Origin of the sequence: Rubripirellula tenax (genome assembly GCF_007860125.1) — a bacterium.
Classification (GTDB): Bacteria; Planctomycetota; Planctomycetia; order Pirellulales; family Pirellulaceae; genus Rubripirellula; species Rubripirellula tenax.
This window is the reverse complement of record NZ_SJPW01000001.1, coordinates 811646-830003: the sequence shown is the minus strand read 5'-3', so window position 1 is coordinate 830003 and position 18358 is coordinate 811646. Positions and strand designations below refer to the sequence as shown.

The following is an 18358-nucleotide window of genomic DNA, read 5'->3' as shown; positions in this document are numbered from 1 at the left end:
ACCCAACGTGTCACCACGGTCAGCGTACGACTCAGGGCCAGCGTTCTTGGCTAAGATTTCACTGTAAGAAACTTTCATTCTCTATTCCAAACCGGTTTATCCCGGCGTTTTCCGAGGTTACGAGTCCTGTGAGCGATGAATTTGTACGCGAGAACTCGTAACCTCGTCCACTACATTTTGAAACAACAATTCGCCCTTCCTTCGATTTCAGCAATGATTCTTGACGTGACAAACCAGCCAGTGATTCTGCGCATTGCAGCAATTTTTTTTGCCACAGTGTTCCTGCAACATTCGGCTGCGATCGCCAAACAGCCCAGAAAGCCGAACATCGTCGTCATCTTTGCGGACGACTTGGGCTATGGGGACGTCAGTTGTTATGGAGCGACTCAGATCAGCACACCCAACATCGATCGACTCGCTAGCCAAGGAATGAAATTTACGGATGCCCATTCTGCCGCGTCGCTATGTTCGCCTTCGCGATACGGATTGCTGACGGGACAATCTCCTTGGCGACTGCACAAAAAAGGCAACGGCTATCGGCTCAGTCCCGACCAACCAACAATCGCGTCATTCTTACAAGGTCACGGGTACACTTCGGCAGCGATCGGCAAGTGGCACCTTGGCTACAGCAAAGACTGGAACAAACTGCCCATCACAGGGCCATTAGAAGTTGGCTTTGACTACCACTTCGGCGTGCCGACCAACCACAACGATTCGTCACGAGCGTTCATCGAGAATCACGATCTAGTGGGCCGTAAACCGGGCCAAAAATATCGCATCGTCAAAGGCAAAGACTTCCCAGAAGGACTGGCCGAGCCGCGCGTCGAAGACCAAGTGGACAGCACGTTGACCGAAAAAGCCGTTGCGTTCCTACGCAAGAACGCTGCCGATCCGTTCTTTCTGTACTTCACCCCGTGCGCCCCACACACTCACGTCACGCCGGCAGCAGGTTTTCGTGGAAGCAGTACTGCGGGTCTGTTTGGCGACCACGTTCAAGAATTGGATTCGCATGTCGGAACCATCCTGCAAACGCTAGAAGAACTGAATCTCGCTGAAAACACCGTCGTCATTTTCACTAGCGACAACGGCTCCACGCCCAAGGATTTCAAAGGGACAAACGGTGTGCGACTAAACCTCGCCGACGATTCGGGTGATATACGCACCAAATTCAAGACCGCCAAAGAAGACGCTAAGAAACTGGGGCACGTCACGAACGGCCCGTGGCGAGACGGAAAAGGATATGCGTACGAGGGCGGGCATCGCATTCCGTTCATTGCACGCTGGCCCGGACGCATTGATGCAGGCAGTTCATCGAATTGCACGATCAATTTGACCGACTTGTTCGCCACAACGGCCGAACTGGTGGGCAGTGATTTGCCAAAGGATGCAGCAGAAGACTCATTCAGCCTGTTGCCCGTCCTGTTAGGAAAGGAAGACCGCATCGCTGATCGGGAAGCTATCTTCGTTCAAGGCGATGGCAAGGATAGCTCGGTCGCTGTTTGCACCGGTCAGTGGAAATTGATCGTCCGATACGGCAGCGACAGCGACCAAGGTCACGAACTTTACGACCTATCCAACGATCGTGGCGAAACGTCAAACCTCGCAGACCAGCACCCCGATGTTGTGAAGCGACTGGTGTCGGCTTTCGAGCAGGCCGAAGCTAACGGAAGAACGCGTCACTGAGGGACGATCGCAGCTAAAACGGAGGTTCGAGTCCGCTTCCTGCGTTCCACTGGCAGGACAACATTCATGAAAGCGGCATGAGGAACCGATCCTGGTAAGCTACCGACTCTGCCACGGCATTGGACTCTAACTTTATCGGTGCACAAATGCTCTCGTTTCGATCGATTGTTACTTCGCTAGTTCTGCTCGCATGCGTTGCCTCACATGCGACAGCAGACACTCGACCCAACATCATTCTGATCATGTGTGACGACATGGGTTGGTCGGACATCGGGTGCTATGGTGGCGAAGTGAAGACGCCGAACCTGGACCGCCTGGCCATGGAAGGATTGCGATTCACGCAGTTCTACAACAACGCCAAATGCACGACCACGCGGGCGTCTCTCTTGACGGGACTGTATCCACGCCGTGGCCGTGGCGGGCTGCTACGCAATGACATGGTTACGATCGGCGAAGCGATGAGAGCCGCTGGCTACCAGACTTCATTGAGCGGTAAATGGCACCTCGGCAGCGGCGCCACAACCCATCCTTTTCACCGTGGATTCGACGAGTTCTATGGATTGTTGGACGGATGCTGCAACTTTTTCGACCCTTCGATTGCCGATCCGCCTTACAAGGGAGGCAAGGTTCGCGAATTTGGGCACAACAATGAGGTGATCAAAGAATTCCCCGCCAATTTCTATACCACCGATGCTTTTACGGATCACGCGATCGATTGTGTAAAGAAGTTCACGCTGAACGATCGCCCGTTCATGATTCACCTCACCTACACGGCTCCCCATTATCCGCTACATGCCAAGCCCCAAGACATCGCGAAATATCAAGGCAAGTTCAAAGAGCTCGGCGGTTGGTTCAAGATGCGTGAGCAACGTTGGGATCGGCTTCAGCAAATGGGCTTGGCCGATGAACAATGGAAACTATCGGCAGCGGATTCGGGTGCGTATGATTGGGAGTCAGCCGACCAAGACCACGAAGATTTGCGTATGGCAGTTTACGCCGCGATGATTGATTCGATGGATCAGAACATCGGTCGACTTCGCGAAGCATTGGAACAGGCGAAGGTCGCGGACAACACGGTTATCTTTTTTCTGTCCGACAACGGCGGCTGTGCCGAAGAGCCTGGTGGGCGAGGGTCGGACATCGTCCCAGGACCCAAAGAATACTACGCGTCCGTTGGGCCAGCTTGGGGTTGGGCTCAAAACGCACCGTTCAAAAAACACAAAAGCCGGACTCACGAAGGTGGCATCGGCACACCGTGCATCGCCTGGTGGCCGGGTCACATCAAGGCCGACACGATCACGCGGCAACCCGCACACATCATCGACTTCATGCCAACGTTTTTGGAACTGGCCGATGCATCGTATCCCACGCAATACGCGGGCCAGCAGATTCTTCCTGTCGAAGGCCGAAGCCTGATTCCTATTCTCGACGGCGAAACGCGGCAACGTCACGATCAACTTGCTTGGGAATGGTCGGGCAGTCGTGCGCTACGCGAAGGCAACTGGAAAGTCGTCTGGGATAGCAGTGGCAAAGCTTGGGAGCTTTACGATCTGGCCAAGGACCGATGTGAAACGGATGACCTTTCGGCTGCTGAGCCTGAGCGCACCGAAAGGATGAGCAACGCGTGGTTCGACTGGGCGAAACGCACGGGGTTGAAAGTTAAGGTTGACAATGAGAAGAAAAAGCGATCAGCCGGCGTGCGTTAGCACACGATAAATGTACGCAATCGCGTTCCGACCTGCGGCGAATTACGATACGATCCGCGCATGGGTGGCATTTGCCAGCTCGCGACCATTCACGTTTTCGCTTCTTTTTTGACAACTTTCCCTCCAAGGTCACTCATGTTCACTCGCGCAATCTTGATCACCGGCATCGCTTTCATCTCTACCGTTGCCGGCGTCTCAAAGGTAATCGCTCAAGAATTTACTGTAAAAACCGAAACGAAGACGCAACCGACCGAACGCCCGAAGACCATGGACGCGATCAAGGAAGCCGTCAAAGATTTGACGGACGAGCAAAAGGAGAAGCTGGAGTCACTTCGACAGAAAGCGATCGCTAAGGAAAAGGCTCTCTTCGAGTCCGCCGGCATCACTTGGAAAATGTCAGAGCAACGCCGCGAAGCCTACGCGAGCTTGAAGGCCAAAGGGCTCAAGGGCAAGAAAGATTAGAGAAGCCGCACAATGCGGCGATTCCCGTGCTCTACATAGACGAGCAACCGGTGCGGCTGGTCAAGGAAGTCAAGACTCCGATCGCCGCGTCGACTACGAGTATGAACGTGCTGGTGTAGCCAACGCATTCATGCTCGCCGAACCGCTAGCGGGCTGGCGCCAAGCCACCATTCGCCCAACGAAGACGAAGATCGATTTCGCCGAAGTGATGGCCGAACTGCTTGAGGGCCGTTACGCCGACCGAGAAAAAGCAATCGTTGTTTGTGACAAGCTCAACACGCACACCGAAGGATCTTTTTACGAAGCGTTTGAACCGGAGCGAGCCTTCGCATTGGCCAGTCAAATTGAGTTTCATTACACGCATAAGCACGGCAGTTGGCTCAACATCGCGGAGAACGAACTGAGTAGCATGACGCGTCAATGCGTAACTCTATGAACAGGCTTAAGGTCGGTGGGGGGCTTACTTACTAAATGAGTTTGAGAGATTTCCAGTTTCGAATCCGACGGTGAATGACTGTAGGCCGTTTAAAAGTGGCGATGCAAACTTATCGCCTTCGTCAGAGCCCGAACCGCCAGAGAGAAAATGGCCATTGGCAGACGTATCGTCGATCCAAAGGTCATCGTTGCCCGATCCTAATTCGATACTCAGCCGTTGAGATACATCGGTCGTGAAAACTTGAACGGTATCTTTGTCTCTACCCGTGCGTATCGCACAGTTCCGCTGAAAAAGACTTGGCCGACCACCCGAGGAACCATGGATTCGGATGAAGTCGCGACCGCTACCAGTGGCAAGACTGAACTCACCGGCACACTCGAATGCGTTCATGTGAAGTTCGTCGTCGCCAGCACCAAGGTTGAAATCGCAATCTCCCAAGGCTTCTCCGTAAACTCCGTCGTAGCCAGAGACGCCACCAATGACGTCACGGCCTGTTCCCGTTTCGATTCGAAAATCGGCCAGCAAATGACAATTGCCGAAGAGCACTTCGTTGTCGCCGTTCCCTAAGCTGATTTCCGTATCGAGGTAAATTGTTAATGCAGAAACCTGAACGTGATCGTCGCCACTACCACCGAAAACTGAGCAACTTCCAAGAATTGTGTTCGGCGCGGTGTAACTCGGTCCATAGGTGAGCAATACATTGTCGCCACCTCCGAGATCTATCCATACGTTGGAGACATTCTCAAATTGATGAACTGTCGCGGGTGTTGTCACATAGTCTTTGAGTTCGATCTTTGTTGCATCGTTGTCGAAATTTGAGATGCCGAATGTGTCTGAACCGTTACCTGCAACCACCACCAATGTTCCATTGAAAACGGAAGCGATCTGAAGCTGCCCTTCCGCCTTTGGTAAGCCGAACGTGCTCAAGGCGATCAGCGCACCGACGATTGTAAGTCCATTTCTCATCATTGATTCTCCAACGGTTAGGATCGAACGAGTCAACTTCCCTGCAATCAAACAGGATCTATTTCTGAATTTGGAGCTAGCAGAAGGAGAAAGCGGTGAGTTGACGGTGAAGCGGCCGTTGCCGTGTGGGTGCTCGACAATTCAGCAGAACTCCACTCGGCTAACGCATGCGGGTTTGGTTGCGCATTGTTTACTTCTAACAGATTGCATTGCACAAAAAAACTGAACAAAGCGACACCAGGAACCCGTCCAGCGGATGGTGAACCATCGAGTCTGCCTGACGCATTTTGTCGCCCACAACGACGGGAAGAGGAAAGAGAGTAGGAAGACTTCCTGGTTGACGACCTTTGTGCGCAATGTTTCGTCCAGGTCTTATTTAGGCGCAAATTCTAACTCAGCCCTGCAATCCGCCATCCATTTCTCCGAGGACAAATCAGCATCCCCGTCTTTCGCTCTTTCAACCGCGAAACGTTCTGTCAGGATGGTCGCAAAAGTTACTGTCCCATGGCCGCACAAATGCTGCGTCGGTGGAGGCGAAAAGACCGGCACAGCAGACTACGATTCGCCAGACTCCTATGCGGGACCAAACCGCGATGAGGTGCTCTGCAACCGGCGCTCGTTTACGCGATCGCGTCGGCTTGGGAGGTTTCAAGTGCCCATGTATTTGCTATCGAAACTAGTCGTTGCCCAAATGTTTCAGCAGCGTTTGTGCCTGTAGCTTGCGCCGTTCCAAGTCCTGCTTTCGAAGAGCTTCCTTAACGGTGTTTTGTTGTTGTCGATCTAATTTTGTCGGCGCATCGTCACCGATCACGCCTAGCGGAGTATTCTCTAGCGGCCAGTCGTCGCTGCGTTGGGTGGCGAAGGGGATGTCGGTAATTCGATCGGCTTGCAGATTGCCCAGCGGACTTCGCGCCCATGCGTAGCGGTAGTGAATCGGTTGGGGAACCATCGGACTGTTTAGCACGATTGTTGTCTTGTCCAACTTGGATTGGCCTCGAGCGTCTTTGCCAGTGACCCGATGCGTTGCAGTGGCGGGATGGAATTTTCGGTCTTCACCGGCCACTGCGAAGCCCATGATCGGGCCTCCGTCGTCGATCGCGTCGGCGGGTTCATCAAGCTGTAACTCGATTCGACCGTCCTCGGTTTTCATGTCCTGGACCATCGGCGGCTTCCAACGAATCGCCTTGTCGAATCCGTACTGAGTGGCCAGTGCCCAGCGTGCGATTCGCTCGCCGGCCGGGATCTTCAGTTGGGGATGGTACCAACGACGACGGAGATCATACGTGCTGGTGAACCCGATGTTCTTGTCGCCCGACTTGTAGAGATCCAGAAACGTTTGGTACTGAGCCTCGCGGAGATACGGTCCCGCGTTGGACATCATTTCGCAATAGTTGTCGAGCGTTTGCACGGGCCCGTCGGTACACAGTGAGATGATCCCAAAGGGCATCGCCGAATCGTTGAACGCAGCCCGCCAAGCTTGAATCATTTCCGGAAGTAGCTGACGATACATGATCGTCCCCTGCGTTCCGTCAAAACAGTTGTTGTATCCCTGATGGAAAATTGCGCCTTTGATTTGCAAACCGGCGATCGGCGAGATCATGTTCGCATAACAATTTCCGGGATGGTTGTGATCCATGGCTGGCCCTGGGCGAAGGTCGGCGGGCTCCGTTTCGCCCGTCGTCATCTTCTTGCCTTCCTTTTCGAATCTCGCGACCTTTTGTCGGTAGCTTTCGATACGACCGTCCAGATCCGCCTGCGGATCCCAAGCTGCGACTTTCTCGTCCCATTCGACCAGTAACGTTTTCACTTGTTCCGATTCCACTTTGCGTAGCACCGGATCGGGGACCCACGTTTCGACGGTTGTTCCGCCGCGCGACGCGTCGATGATACCGATCGGCACTTGGGTCGCCATATGGATGCGACGCGCAAAGACATATCCGATGGCCGACAGCTCTCGTGCGATCCCGGGCGAACAGACATCCCAATCACCTTTGCGATAGTGTCGTCCAAACCATCCGCTCCACTCATGCAGCCGCGTGAAACCGATTCGATCGTCGGGCCCGTTGGGGGCTGGAACGGTCAAGATCCTGATGTTCGAGTAATTCGCCGACACGATTTCGAGCTGCCCGTTTTCGATTCGGTCCAGCGGGAACTCCATGTTGCTTTGCCCGCCCAGCAGCCAGACGTCGCCGACCAGGATGTTCTCTAGCGTTAGCGTCTGCTTTGCTCCCTGGACCGTCATCGCGCGAGGTTCGGAATTGGCGGCCATCGCTGGAAGCTCCACTTTCCACGATCGGTTCCCGGCGGCCATCACGACCTGTTCCTTTCTGCCAAACGTGACCGTGACTTTCTCGCCAGCGTCCGCCCATCCCCACACAAACACAGGCTTGTCTCGCTGCAGAACCATGTTCGTTTGAAAAACATTGCTGACGACCAAGCCGCTACCGATGGCAGGGACATCGACGACGTCCTCTCGCGGCATTCGTTCTTGGTTTTCCTGCGAAAAGGACAAACCACTGGACGCCACGACCAGCACGAGACTCACAAGAACAACCGATCGAAACATAACGAGACTCAATTTGCAAACGCAGGAAAGAGGCGTGTGAACGCGAAGGATGGAAAACTCAACAAAGACGCGGATTCGCATAGCCGCCGCTTCCAGAACGACAAACGATTTTGCAAGGATTTTCATTGTGGACGAACTGCAAGCAGTCCTGCGACCGAAAAGAAGCCCATCCATCGCTACAGTATCATCAATCAGCCTACCTACGTGGTGGAAACACGATCGTCATTCGCACAATAAATTCTTGGCTATCCCGCGAAGCATCTTCGATGAATCACGTGCAATCTGTTTTCGCGTTCACCGATTCTGCCAGCGTGCCACGGGCGTTTGATGACCAGCCGAACACGAATGCGATAGTGAAAGACGACCCGTTTGCGTTGATTCGAGAGCATCTGTTAGAACGTGAAACCGTTGCCATGGTAAAACGCCGTTCAGCTCCGGCGGAAATTCGATTGTTCCAGTGGTTCTGGGTATGATTTGCGGAGCGTGATCTTGATGACAAGAACATTTCTCTCGCGAGTTTCCGACCGTGCAATCACTCAGCGTTTTCGACATGTTCAAGATTGGCGTCGGCCCGTCGAGTTCGCACACGATGGGACCTTGGAAGGCGGCCGTTAGATTTCTTGATGAGATCTCCGTGTCGGATCGACCGAACGTGTTGCGAGTATCCGTTGATCTGTTTGGATCGCTCGCCAAGACGGGAAAGGGCCATGGTACCGACATCGCCGTACAGATGGGCTTGGGCGGCCACGATCCACGAACCATCGACGTTACCGCGATCGACGGAGTTCTGAGTCAGATTGCGAGCACCCAAAGGATCACATTGTGGGGAGATCACCAGATTGACTTCGACCCAGGTACAGATATTGTCTTTCACCGTGATGCACAGTTGCCCGATCACCCCAACGGATTGCGGTTCACGGCGACGCTGGCTGGCGAGGGCACGATCCAACAAGAATTCTATTCCATCGGTGGCGGATTCGTGGTTCGGCAGGGTGAAACGTTTGAGTCTGAATTTGCGTCGATGCCTTGGCCGATCGAAACGGCTGCTGATTTGCTAGGGCACTGCGACCGCGAAGGGCTGCGAATTTCCCAAGTCGTGATGCACAATGAGCGTTCGCTACGCAGCGACACCGAATTGCGATCGGAGCTGACGGCGATCAAGGACGCGATGCTTGAAAGTATTCAGCGCGGTTGCCAAACCGATGGGGTTTTGCCCGGTGGATTGAATGTTCGTCGTCGAGCCTCGCAGACGGCCACCCATCTGCTAGGCGAGCGTTGTGCTTCCGACCTTGAGGCATTCACGATCGCGATCAAACAGCAGTCAATCGATTTTCGGCGCGTGCTGGACTGGGTCAGTTGTTTCGCGTTGGCGGTGAACGAAGAGAACGCCGCGATGGGTCGCGTGGTGACGGCGCCGACCAATGGCGCGGCGGGGGTGATTCCGGCCGTGCTGATGTACTACCTTTGCTTTTGCGAAGGCAAGGACGATTCGTGGATTTACTTTCTGTTGACGGCATCAGAAATCGGTAGCATTTTCAAAAAGGGAGCGACCATCTCGGCGGCGATGGGTGGATGCCAAGCCGAGATCGGTGTCTCCTCCGCGATGGCTGCTGCGGCGCTGACCGAAAGCCTTGGCGGCACGCCAAGGCAGGCAACCGAAGCAGCCGAGATTGCGATGGAACATCATTTAGGAATGACCTGCGATCCCGTCGGCGGTCTGGTTCAGATTCCCTGCATCGAGCGAAACGCGATGGGGGCGATCAAAGCCATCACGGCTGCGCAGATGTCGCTGCAACGCGACCCGTCGCAAGCACGCGTTTCGCTTGACGCGGTCGTCCGCACGATGTGGGAAACCGCCCAGGTCATGAACGCCAAGTACAAGGAGACATCCGAAGGCGGCCTAGCGGTCCAGATCACCGTCAACGTCAGTGAATGCTGAGCTACCGCTTGGACGTCAAATGATGCCGCCGGCTAGCGATTGATGTAGTTGATCAAGACTCTCAATCGACCGAGCGAGCGGCGGTTGAAATGAAAAACCAATCTCGGCATATCGGCTAAATCGGGTTCACCGCTTTCTTCCGGCAATGCGTCGCGTTGTTGGAACGTGCCGTCGACCAGGATGTCGTTGAACTTGGCTTGGATTTGTTCCAAGTGTTCATTAGACAAGCGACGTTTCAGCCGCATGATCACGTGATCGTTGACGTATCGCATGCTGTGATAGACGCGATAGAAACCGAGCACTTCTTCCATCGCTTCGTCGATCGAATTGGTGATCTTGTAAAGGTTGACATCAGCGGGGCTAATCATTCCGTTGCCAAGCAATTGCTTGCGAATGAATTCGCCCATGTCGCGCCAGTAACTGCCATCGGGGTGGTCCACCAACACCAACGGAATCATTGTTTGCTTGCCCGTTTGCATCAACGTGATCGTTTCAAACGCTTCGTCGATGGTTCCGAATCCGCCGGGCAAACAAATGACGGCGCTACACTCTTTGACGAACATCAACTTGCGCGTGAAGAAATACTTCATCGTGACAAGTTTCGAATCGCCTTCGATGTACGGGTTCGCACCTTGTTCAAAGGGCAGCATGATGTTCAGCCCCATCGAGGCTTCGCGACCTGCGCCGCGGTGACCGGCTTCCATGATGCCGCCGCCGGCGCCCGTAATCACCATCCAGCCGTGACCGGCGAATCGACGACCGATTTCAACGGCCGCCTGATACTCGGGATGTTCTGGTAAAGTTCGTGCCGAACCGAAGATCGTGACTTTGCGCCGACGACGGTACGGCCGAAACACCGTGAAGGCGTACCGGAGTTCGCGGATCGTACGCGACAGAATTTTCAGGTCACCTCGCGTGGTCGCGTCTTTTTCCAAACGGTCGATCGTGTGCCGCATGACTCGGTACAAGTCTTGCGAATCAACGCTCGAAATCGGATCGTCGGCCGGCTGGGGACGCTTATGTTCATCCTCGCCGATCGCTTCTTTGGGAAGCGATGGCGGGATCGCAAGGGGATTTTCGTCTTGGTCCATGACTCTTTGAGGGGCAAAAGGCGTAGGTTCGTGGATTCCGAGACGATTTGCCGGTTAGGCGACGTTCGCTGCCGGCGTCACGGAATTGTGATCTTGGTCTTCGTCTTCGGTAACGGTAGCCACCGGCACGATTCGTAAGGCTCGTCCCATCACGATCGCGATCGGTGCTGCTGCAAAGCTTAGCAGCGCACCCATCTTCACCGAATCCTGGATTGCTCCGGGCACGGTGAATGCGGCGACCGAGACGAATAACGCGACCGTAAATCCGAGTGCCGCGACCATTCCCAGCGTAACAACGTGGCGATAGTCCATGCCGGCGGGTTTCTCTAACTTCAAGCCTTTTTCGGCGAACAACGTCATCGCGGTAATGCCCACAGGCTTGCCGATCAACAAACCGGCCAAAACCAACCAGGTACCCGTACCCAAACTGCTCATCACAACGCCGGCGTTGGCCAGCCCGAAGAGCCCTAAGAAGCACTCGACCGGCAACTTCCAGCAATGCTCGAACTCGTTCAGCGTGTCGTGGCGATCGAGTTCCTCGCGAGCGAAAATACCCAAGTCGGTGTGAGCGTGAGGCAACAACGGAATGATAGGAACCAACCCAAGTGCGGGGTGAATGTTGGCCAGATAGAAACTGAACCAGCAAACCACGCCGGGTCCCATTAGGTAAGCCCAGTGAGAGTGGACCTTCGATCGTCGCAGCATCATCGCACCGCACATCGCCACAACGGTCAACATCAACCACTGCGGCACGATCGGAGCTTGCGGATAAAAGATCGCCAAGATCATTAATCCGGCGGCGTCATCGGCAATCGCCAACAACAACAAGAAAGCGATCGCGGGGTGGCCGGCGCCAAAAATAACTCGCGCGACTAAGTAGCTAAACGCGATATCGGTCGCGCACGGAACGGCCCATCCGTTTCCAAGGTCGGCGGTTGTCCCGGTAAAGTACGAACCGATCATATAGATCAACGCCGGACCTAAAATCCCGCCCACTGTTGCGAGCAATGGCGTCGCTGCCTTGCGAGGCTCATTCAGGGAACCGCCCGGTAACAGCGACTCCCAAACCTCCTTCGCGGCGATGGCAAAGAACAGAGCCATCAGAATGTCATTGATGATGAAGTGAATGCTAAGCCCGTGTGCCGCGTGCTGAACGAACCCTTCGGGTTTCGTTTCGACGTCATGGGATGCGGTCGCGACTGTGTGCTCGGCGTGTTCGGGCGACGCAGAAACGAGGGTCGCGTCGATGGCGCCATCGGCTGATTGGTGGGCAACGTCCGCATGACTGCTCCACAACGACGTGACGTCGAAGTGAACGAAATCGTGGTAAGAATGATTATCAGTCTGGTGAGCCACGTTGGCCCAAACCAATGCGATCGTCGCACCGGCTATCAATAGAAACGAATTATCGATCAGCTTGCGGAACAGTCCGCGTTTCTTTTTGTGGTTCGACATCGGAAGCTTTGCCCCTCAAGCAGCATTTCAACAGCAGCCCGATCCCCACCATGGGAACCGAATGCATGCCTTGAGAAACCTTGGTCACGAGCGTGGTTCGTGAACTGGGCAACAGAAACAAGAAGCCAGGAATTCGGCAAACCGTATCGATTGTGCCGAATAGTGGGCTGAGCGCAGTGCGCCCTAACACGGCGAAACCATCGTTTTCGCTCGCCATTTGCTGACTTACCACGCGAGAAGAAGCGGAGTGGCCAGTCCCTCGCCTGCAGTCCCCGGCGACAAAACGGTTACAGTGAGCGAAACGCGGAGAATCCCTTGCTGCCACCAAACGCTTGTAACCCATGTCAATTTAAGACTGCGGCATTATTCAGCAATCTTGCTGTACTACGCCGCGCGACGATGCTCTTCAACGTCGATTGGATCGCTCGCTTCGTTCGTCGCAAGACGGACCTTTCGCTGCAATAATTCTCGGTCGGGTTCGAACCGATCAAAGATCGTTCCCATCAGCCGAGGATGCAAGCAGATATAGGCCCAAGCAAGCCCCAACGACGCGGATCCACACAAGTCGCTCGCAAAGTGGGCGCCGCATAGAGCCCGCTGCAACAGAGTGCCGACACATAAAATCACTGCGTACTTTCGCGTGCTCGGGGCCAGCACCCAGAGTCCCGCGGTCAACGCCATCGCCGTCGCCAACGAAGCGCTCGGAAACGCTCGCGTGCCAGGATCGAATGATGCAATGTGGGCGAGCGTCCAATCAAAAGTCCAGATCCAAGCGTATTCATGATTGATGGCCTCGAACTGCAGATCACCCGGACGCGGGCGCAGAACAAAAACCTTGATCAAGTTGGCCAACAATCCCGCTCCGATCGCCAGCGTTGCCAATCGTGGCACGCATCGGCGTCGTTTTCGCGACAAAGCCAGTACCAGCGTCAACGTCACAACGACGCCGAGCGGTTGAGAGTAAAGTACCGTGTAGCCGAGGATCGTTTCGATCCACTGAGGCATCGGATTTCGATGGATCCAATCCGCGATCGGTACGTCGACCAGCGTCATCAATGGAACCATTAACATCGCGACAACGGATACCCACAGCAGGGTCAACAGCTGGAAACTTCCGAATACGGAATAGTGAGACCGGGAACCGCGACCACTGATATTCAGGTCATTCATAAGTTCTCCTTTCATCAACGTTCTTATCCGCGATGCGATCTTCCAATCGTCTTGTCACGATGATCGATCGAGGTGACGGACCGTTGCTCTGGACGACCACGCTGCCCACAATCTCGAAACGACTTCGCTCGGATTCTGGAAATTCGGTATTGGAGTAGTAGCAAACGTAATTCGTGTCCGGTGGCCACTGATCGGGATCCATTCCGATGATTGGTATCGTCCTACCAAAATGAAACGTGAACCAATGGGATATATGGCCGGTACTCGCTAGCGTCTGGCCATCCGGAATTTCAAAGCCCACTTTCGCGACATCTGGGCGGACATCAAAAGCATCTTCGACAATCGGATCCATTGCCACCCCAAAGTATGCCAACCAAACAAAGGCACCCATCGCAAAGAGTCCGGACATTTCGGTTCGTTGCCGGACGCAGTCGGATTCCGTTTCCTCAACATTCCGAAACCAGTATGCGCGGGCGGTTCCAACAATCAAAACGACGGTGACACAAAGAACCGTTGCGAGACGCACCCGATCCGAAGCGATTCTCGAAGATTGATCGGTCAAGATCACGATGGTCAACGCGAACGCACCGCAAAGCATGGCGACAAGAAACCCAAGCTGAAATCGACGCCACGATCCCACCCAGATCAGTCGACGCGAACGATCGGCTGCAAGAATCGCCCCGCGAGATCGCTGCGAGCGACGATAATTCTCCGCCGCAAAACACCGCTCTATGACGACCGCGAACAAGACTGAAAAGCAAGGATACAGTGGCATGAAGTAGCGGGTCTTTGCACCGACTGCGAACCACACCGATAGAAATGTCGTTCCGATGGCGATCAGGTGAAAACGGACGAGCGGATTCGTCCTGGCATCGAATCTCCAGAAGCTTGGCAGCAACAACGCTGGCAACAACAACGACCAAGGCAACAGACAGATCAAAGTTTCAAATGGGTAGCAAAACAGATGACTGACGAGCGGTGCCCAATGATCGTCGTTGAATCTCAGCGCGATATCATTGCGATACATCTGAATCATTGACTCCGTTCCGACCTGCATCCAAAACGGAATATTCCAAGCGTTCCAGATCGCCATAAATACGAAGATTCCGATCGCGTGGGAACGCGTCAAAATCAGTCGCCATTGGCTGCTACAAATCAAAAAAGTGCATACCGGCACGATGAAATACACGGGTGCCTGAGGCCCCTTTGCTAACATTCCCACAGCGGCAAACGCGTAACCCAGACTCCATGTAACCGCCGCATTCCAGTTCGCGGTCCAGCCCCAGTGCCAGAGCAACAGCGAGCCGCCGACCATCAGAGCGTACATCGACTCGGTCTCACCTAGCGGCCCCATCTCGACGACCTGTCCGGTCGTCCCGTAAGCGATTGACGCGGCAGTAGCCGCCAACTGAGAGAAGAACTGACGTACGTAACCGTAAATCAGAAGCATCGTCATCAACAATGCGATCACACTGGGTGCGCGCACCGACCAACAATCGACTTTGCCGCGAAACGATGCGAAACCGGCGATGATCCAGTTCTGCATCGGAGGTCGGCTCAGAAACAGTTCGCCTTGCTCGCGAGGTACGATCCAATCACCACTTTGCATCATCTCTGCAGCAACGAGACCGCGGCGAGTTTCTTCGCCCCGCATGGGTCGGTCCGTTAGTCGACTGAAGTAAGCGACCGATGCAACAATCAATAACAACCACAAGGTTGGCTCTCGCCACCAAGTTGATCGATCCAGCGATTCCGCGTCCGAGCCTACTTCGGTCACTCGTTTCTTCGGAGTTGCCATTTCACGCAGCCTTTTTCCGGATCTCCGCGTGACGTCCCTCTTGTAACGATGCGGAAACGATCGGCGTTTCTTCGATTCGACCTGCAATCATCGGAGTCGCCAAGTCGGCATCGCCATGATCCGCCGTGTCACCCCAGATCCGAAAGGCGAGCAGACGCTTGATGTGTGTTAAGTACAGCAGTTGCTGCCGCAGATTGAGTTTGCTTTCGCCGACCGTGCGATTGCAAAACTGGATAGGGATTTCCTGCACATTGCGAAACTGACATTTAACGATCAGCTCAAGCCCGATCTTGTAGCCAATCGGATCGAGCCGATCGGCGGCCAACTCGTAACTGAGTCGATGCAGTGCGAAGAACCCGGCCATTGGATCTTTGGCGGACGTAAACGGTCGGGCAGCCAGTGTGGCAATTTTCGAATTGAGCCAACGAATCCAGCCCCAGTCCTCCGTCGTGGATCCACCTTCGATGTAGCGACTGCCGATCACCATTTCGACTGGCGGTTGGCTATCCTTCTGACTGTTCAGCGCAGCGATGATCGCAGGAATGCGCTCGGGAGGATGCGATAGATCCGCATCCATAACCAACAGAATGTCTCCTCGCGCCTCGCGGAAGCCTCGCATCACGGCGCTCGACAAACCTCGTTCGTCGGTGCGAACGATCAATTTCAATGGAACCGACGAGACGAATTTCTCGCAAAGTTCGACGGTTCCATCCTGGCTATGATCGTCAACAACCAAAACTTCTGTATTGAGCTCTGCGGCCGTTACCGACGCTTCGATCCGACGAAAAAGCTCAGCAAGGTTCCCCGCCTCCTGATAGGTCGGCACAATGATCGATAAATCAGGGAATGGTAGACGCATGGCACATCGTCGCTGCAGGGGTGTGAGTCGTTCCGTTTGGGGTGTATCAATTTGGCTGGCCTTTCACAAGGTCATCGCAATCACCCCCAGCGACGTGCGTCCGAGCACGAAATTGCCTTTCAAATATTTGAAAGCATTTGAAACGAGCGACTTCGTTTTTGAAACAGCAGCTCAAGACAGCAGACATTTGTTGCGGCCCAAGCTTGGCGACGCAGATCACCCCTGGTCGCAATGTCAGCAGTTCCGCTAACACAAAACGCGACCTTCCCAATCCAAGGTCGTGCGGTTTTACTTCACCCTCCTTTTCAAGGAGGGTGAAGTAAACGCCGATGAAACAACAACTAAAAGACAGCACGACCTCATCCAAGGAAGGTCTACTGATCTTGGTACCGGAACTGTGAGCTCTATCGAATCAATTGGCTCTGAGATCGCCCAACATCGGCGCGGATCGCGGCGCTGCCAGCGTTTCCAAGAACGCCAAAACCGCGTGTCGATCGGTTAGCGGCAGCTTCAAAAAACGATCGCGTGTCCCTTCGGATTCGCCACCGTGTAATGAGATTGCTTCCAGCAAAGTCTCCGCCCGACCGTCGTGCATGTACGGCGCCGAATCACGCACACCCCATAGCGGCGGCGTCCGCCATTCTTGGTTGAAATTGGTCGGTTCGAAGTGAACTCTCTTGTAAAGGGTTTCCCGGATGAGGGTTCGACGTGTGACACGAGCATTGTCGACACCTTCGAATTCTTCTGCAACAAATTGATTGACCTGCTCTTTATCATCGAAGGCTAAGTCCACCAACTGCATACGGCTGCTAGGCGAATCGGGAGCCCGGAAACGAAATCGCTGCGGTATCAAGCTCTGGGAGGATGCACTCAGACTCGTTGCCCCGCCATAGTAAGACTCGACAAGGCCTTCCGTCACGACGTCGGAAGTACTAACGGGCGATCGATTGTTAGAGAGGGAAAAGTCACCGGATCTTGATCCCCTAACACGGTCGATGCGAATCTCGGTTGCGGGCCCGTAGTAGCCGCCGATCATCTGTGTCCCCGAAACATGTTCCGACTCGGCAAGCGAAACTCGTGTCACCGGAGTTTGGCGAATGATGTAGGGCTCTGCATGGTTCAAGTCGATCAATCCAGACCCCATGTCATGCAGCAAGATGTCGCTGTAAATCTCGCGGGCGGGTCCCATGTTCGGAAGATGGCAAACGGCGCAGCCCACCGATGCGAACAATGCGTCCCCTCGTTCCGCTTCAACGCGTTTCTTCGAATCGCTTGGTATGTCACGCATTGGCGCGGGCAGTGCGGCCGTGAAGTCTCGCATCGCTTCGATTTGTTCGTCCGAGATATCAATGCCCGAATTGCGGTAGGCCGGAACCATCGGATCGGTCGGTTGCGGCTTCCGGTTGGTCTCCAAACCCAATTCGTTGGCGCAAGCTTGGTCGGTAAATTCGCCCAGCGAGGCGACGTTGGCACGCCATCCGAACTTGCCGATCTTTCCGCTGCGAAGGGTCGCCGGTCGCCCGCTGATCTCGGGGTGTTGCTGCTGGGCCTTCGCGGCCATCAAGATCGCCGAATCGGGAATTTGGTCGATCAGGCCTGCGCCGAACAGTGACGGAGTGTTGCGCTGGAACAGTCTTGCGCGCAGCGACATTCGAAAAGTTCCGACCGAGCTCTGAAACATCACCGGCGTCGCGGTCGCCGATCGGATCTCCGATGCATTGGCGGGACCGCCTTCCCGAGTGAATTCTGCTGGCAATTGTTTTAGAAACGCGGCGCGGCTTTCCGCCAGCGCCGATGAACCGCCGTGATGCGACATCGCCAGCGTGTTGATGATCGTACCACTGGGCAGCACAAACCCCGGGTGGAACGCACGAACCATTTGCTTGACCACGTCTTGGTTGACAAATCCACCGTCGATCGTCATCTCTTCGATGCCGATGGTGAGCGCGTTGTGCTCGGCTGCTCCGCCGCCGCCGACGCCGCCTTGGTTGTGACATGCGACGCAGGATTGACCGTTGAATAGCGGCCCAAGTCCATCGCTTGAAATGGCGGGATTGCCGGGCATCCAATTGCGTTCGAAGAGTTGACGCCCCTGTTCAACGGACATCGGTGACACGGCCGTCGCGATGGATAACGCCAGGGTGGACGATGCCAACAAGGCCAGCCCAGCACGCGAAAGATACTTTGAGTGTTTCATGGCGAGAGAACTCCGATAGATCAAGAGAAA

13 protein-coding genes are annotated in these 18358 nt (G+C 54.7%); 5 read left to right on the top strand and 8 right to left on the bottom strand.

What is annotated here, in order from left to right; translation table 11 throughout:
* The first annotated feature begins 213 nt into the window (after positions 1-213).
* The 4 genes from Poly51_RS03015 (at position 214) to Poly51_RS03000 (ending at position 4287) form a co-directional block, all read left to right on the top strand.
* A complete protein-coding gene (locus tag Poly51_RS03015) occupies positions 214-1683 on the top strand; it encodes a sulfatase family protein (protein ID WP_146454080.1) in 1470 nt (489 codons plus the stop codon).
* A 146-nt stretch (positions 1684-1829) separates the two neighbouring features.
* On the top strand, positions 1830-3389 hold the full coding sequence (locus tag Poly51_RS03010) for an arylsulfatase (RefSeq protein ID WP_146454078.1): 1560 nt from the start codon (positions 1830-1832) through the stop codon (positions 3387-3389).
* Positions 3390-3542: 153 nt separating this feature from the next.
* On the top strand, positions 3543-3851 hold the full coding sequence (locus Poly51_RS03005; RefSeq protein ID WP_146454076.1) for a hypothetical protein: 309 nt from the start codon (positions 3543-3545) through the stop codon (positions 3849-3851).
* On the top strand, positions 3847-4287 hold the full coding sequence (locus Poly51_RS03000; RefSeq protein ID WP_146454074.1) for a transposase: 441 nt from the start codon (positions 3847-3849) through the stop codon (positions 4285-4287). The genes Poly51_RS03005 and Poly51_RS03000 overlap by 5 nt, the downstream gene beginning before the upstream one ends.
* Positions 4288-4311: 24 nt before the next feature.
* On the opposite strand, the gene Poly51_RS02995 is transcribed toward Poly51_RS03000, so the two are convergent.
* A complete protein-coding gene (locus Poly51_RS02995) occupies positions 4312-5289 on the bottom strand; it encodes a hypothetical protein (RefSeq protein WP_146454072.1) in 978 nt (325 codons plus the stop codon).
* 640 nt (positions 5290-5929) lie between these two features.
* Positions 5930-7945 (bottom strand): hypothetical protein, encoded by a 2016-nt coding sequence (locus tag Poly51_RS02990; protein WP_146454070.1) that lies wholly within the window; start codon positions 7943-7945, stop codon positions 5930-5932.
* Between the two features lie 400 nt (positions 7946-8345).
* Between Poly51_RS02990 and Poly51_RS02985 the strand changes: the two genes are divergently transcribed.
* A complete protein-coding gene (locus Poly51_RS02985) occupies positions 8346-9758 on the top strand; it encodes an L-serine ammonia-lyase (RefSeq protein WP_315853651.1) in 1413 nt (470 codons plus the stop codon).
* Between the two features lie 32 nt (positions 9759-9790).
* Here Poly51_RS02985 and Poly51_RS02980 read toward each other — a convergent pair whose 3' ends face one another.
* The 6 genes from Poly51_RS02980 to Poly51_RS02955 all read right to left on the bottom strand — a co-directional run bounded on the left by Poly51_RS02980 (position 9791) and on the right by Poly51_RS02955 (position 18328).
* Positions 9791-10849 (bottom strand): LOG family protein, encoded by a 1059-nt coding sequence (locus Poly51_RS02980; RefSeq protein WP_146454068.1) that lies wholly within the window; start codon positions 10847-10849, stop codon positions 9791-9793.
* A 54-nt stretch (positions 10850-10903) separates the two neighbouring features.
* On the bottom strand, positions 10904-12304 hold the full coding sequence (locus Poly51_RS02975) for a Na+/H+ antiporter NhaA (protein WP_146454065.1): 1401 nt from the start codon (positions 12302-12304) through the stop codon (positions 10904-10906).
* A 384-nt stretch (positions 12305-12688) separates the two neighbouring features.
* A complete protein-coding gene (locus tag Poly51_RS02970; protein WP_186775308.1) occupies positions 12689-13474 on the bottom strand; it encodes a phosphatase PAP2 family protein in 786 nt (261 codons plus the stop codon).
* Complete coding sequence (locus Poly51_RS02965) at positions 13467-15272, bottom strand: ArnT family glycosyltransferase (RefSeq protein WP_146454061.1); 1806 nt, start codon at positions 15270-15272, stop codon at positions 13467-13469. The genes Poly51_RS02970 and Poly51_RS02965 overlap by 8 nt, the downstream gene beginning before the upstream one ends.
* 1 nt (position 15273) lies before the next feature.
* Positions 15274-16131 (bottom strand): polyprenol monophosphomannose synthase, encoded by an 858-nt coding sequence (locus tag Poly51_RS02960; protein ID WP_146454059.1) that lies wholly within the window; start codon positions 16129-16131, stop codon positions 15274-15276.
* Between the two features lie 412 nt (positions 16132-16543).
* Positions 16544-18328, bottom strand: a complete 1785-nt coding sequence (locus Poly51_RS02955; RefSeq protein ID WP_246114223.1) for a di-heme oxidoredictase family protein — start codon at positions 18326-18328, stop codon at positions 16544-16546.
* Positions 18329-18358: the final 30 nt, after the last annotated feature.